We start from the raw sequence: 2,485 nt of genomic DNA, 5'->3' as shown, positions 1-2,485 counted from the left end.
CGGCAAGCACCTCAACCTGTCGTAACTTCGTGACAATTTCCTCGGGCTTGTGTCGCTTGTTTCCCATCGTGAATCCTCCGTTTTCCTAAACATAGCGGCGGACCACTTCAGTGGGGGAGGATCAATGGTTGGACCAGAAATATAGTGAATGCTTGGCGCTGGGGCGCATCGCACCAAATTTTCCTACTAAAGCCGAACACATAGCCTGTACTACAGATCAAACGTTGGACCCCAAAACCAGTTCCAGTTTCTGAGCATTCGGTATAGCGGTGCAGACGAGTAACTTGATCGCGTTCAAAGCCGTGGGCCGCGATCGCCGATTTTTGCCTAGGTGCTAAAAGATCGCTCTGGCTGTTTTGGAATTAGCTTTCCGCCCAAATCACCACATCTCAAAGAAATGGCTAACGCTTATTTTGAAGGGGAACGAGCAGTCGATTCAGTTTGTTGTTTCGGTAGACTGGCAAATAGTTACTACCGCGCCCCCTTCAGACCCAACTCAGCCGCTAGCCCGGAAAAATCTTTCTGAAGTGGCTGTCGAAATAATCCCACGTGTAGACGGCGCTATTGCCGGCATAGCCCTCGTAGTAGGATTTGCCGTTTGACGTCGGCAAGCCCGCCCAGATCTTGGCCAGATTGAGCATAAAGTCTCCACGCGGCATTTCAGCGGCGAGGAAATCGCTGAAGCCGGCCTCTTCCAACAGCTGGTGTGCCAGCTGGTCCTGCAGCTCGGGATCAAAAACTTCGCTGTGCGGCACCTCTTGATGGCGCACAAGACGGCGTAAGGTGGCGGGGATAAGCTGATAGCGCCCGATCGCATGTGGCTGTCCCGGTGTGGCGTCAATCCATTGATAAATCTCGGCGATTGTCATTTCGGTCGGCTGTCTCGCGGGCCGGGTCCGGGCGCCATGCTGCACCGCATCATAGCCAGCCTTGCCCGCTTCTGCGCCCGCAATCAGGGTCATAAGCTGCTTGGCTGCAGACGGCAGGACCTGCACTTGCACCGGCGCAAAAAGACCGCCACTGGCACGACCCCGGAAAAGGCTGGCGGCGCCGGGGCGCAAGGCCACCGCACCGCGGCTGACATCGGCGCCGGACGGCTGCGCGAGAGCAGGACGGTTCGGCACTAAGGCAGAGGTGTCATCAAAGGAGGCGCGCTGCGCAAAGAAACCGTTCTGGATCAGAGAGACACTGTTTGCCTGCACATCGGACGCGGCGAGGCCAAGGGCCAGAAGGCTGAAACGCAAGGGTGAGGCAATAGGCATTGGTACCGGCTTTCTGCTGGCGGGGTTTTCAAGCGGAATATGCGGAAATAGGCTTGATAAACCGTTTACTGGCGGGTCCAGTCTTGTCTGACTGGACACTGCGCGCAGGAGAAGGTCTCGCCACGGACTTTGTTGCCGAATAGCGCCAGGGCCAGTGCGAAGGTTACTGTCTCTGCATCCGGAAAGGCTAAGGATGCGCCGGTCGAGCCCGTCGGCGCCCACAATAGCAGCGCGGTTGCCTCTTAAACCTATCGAGAGCCCGCGACCAAGGTGCGCCGCAGGCTCTCTTGCGCTTACGAAAGCACCCGCGCGCCCACGTGGATCAAATCAAACATCGTTTGCGTATGGTAGGTGTAGGGCGACAACCCCGGCATTTCGCTCACTGCGTTCAACGCGGCGACGTGCGCCTCATCCAGCGTGAATTCCAGTGCCGCGAGGTTGTCTTCAAGTTGGCTGAGCTTGCGTGCGCCGATGACGGCAGAGGTGACACCTCGGTGTTTGATCATCCAGTTGAGTGCGATCTGCGACGCGCTGTGCCCTGTCTCGTTAGCAATCCGCAGCAGCTCGCCGACGATGGCGATGTTTTGCTCTGAGGAGAGATTGGCGACACTTGGATCGGTGGTCCAGGTCTCCGTTAAACGGCCAGCGCCCACCAGATTGCCTGCATCGTCGACCGAGTATTTTCCAGTCAGTAGACCGTTGGCGAGCGGGCTCCAGGCGGTGAACCCCAGACCCAGTGCATCACACATCGGAAGATGTTCATAGTCGGCATGGCGCGCGGCCAAACTGTATTGGTTTTGGATCGACGACACCGGATGACGATGGCTGAGCCCCGCCAGTGTCTGCATCTTGGCCACATACCAAGCAGGGAAATTCGAGAGGCCAAACGCATGTAGCTTGCCCTGACGAATGAGCGTGTCGAAGGTGTCGAGCACCTCCTCCATCGGGGTAACCTGATCCCACTGATGCAGATAGTACAGGTCGATGTAGTCCGTCCCCAACCGCTTGAGCGAGGCGTCAAACGCTTTCAAGATATGTTTGCGACCGTTTCCACCGCCGTTCGGATCGCCTGGGAACTGGTTCATCGTGCCTTTGGTGATCCTCCCCCACTGAAGTGGTCCGCCGCTATGTTTAGGAAAACGGAGGATTCACGATGGGAAACAAGCGACACAAGCCCGAGGAAATTGTCACGAAGTTACGACAGGTTGAGGTGCTTGCCGGGC

The 2,485-nt window shown here is 57.3% G+C and carries 2 protein-coding genes; both read right to left on the bottom strand.

All coding sequences use genetic code 11. The annotated features are described in order from the left end of the window. Positions 1-503: 503 nt before the first annotated feature. Entirely contained in the window at positions 504-1,262 is a 759-nt protein-coding gene (locus J7400_RS21095) for a hypothetical protein (RefSeq protein ID WP_209066144.1), read from the bottom strand. A gap of 293 nt (positions 1,263-1,555) precedes the next feature. Then, complete coding sequence (locus J7400_RS21090) at positions 1,556-2,347, bottom strand: aldo/keto reductase (protein WP_209066142.1); 792 nt, start codon at positions 2,345-2,347, stop codon at positions 1,556-1,558. Positions 2,348-2,485 lie beyond the last annotated feature (138 nt).

It is taken from the genome of Shimia sp. R9_2 (assembly GCF_017743735.1).
Taxonomy (GTDB): Bacteria; Pseudomonadota; Alphaproteobacteria; order Rhodobacterales; family Rhodobacteraceae; genus Shimia.
Note: the sequence above shows the minus strand (reverse complement) of the source record. Positions and strands in the feature narration are given on the sequence as shown.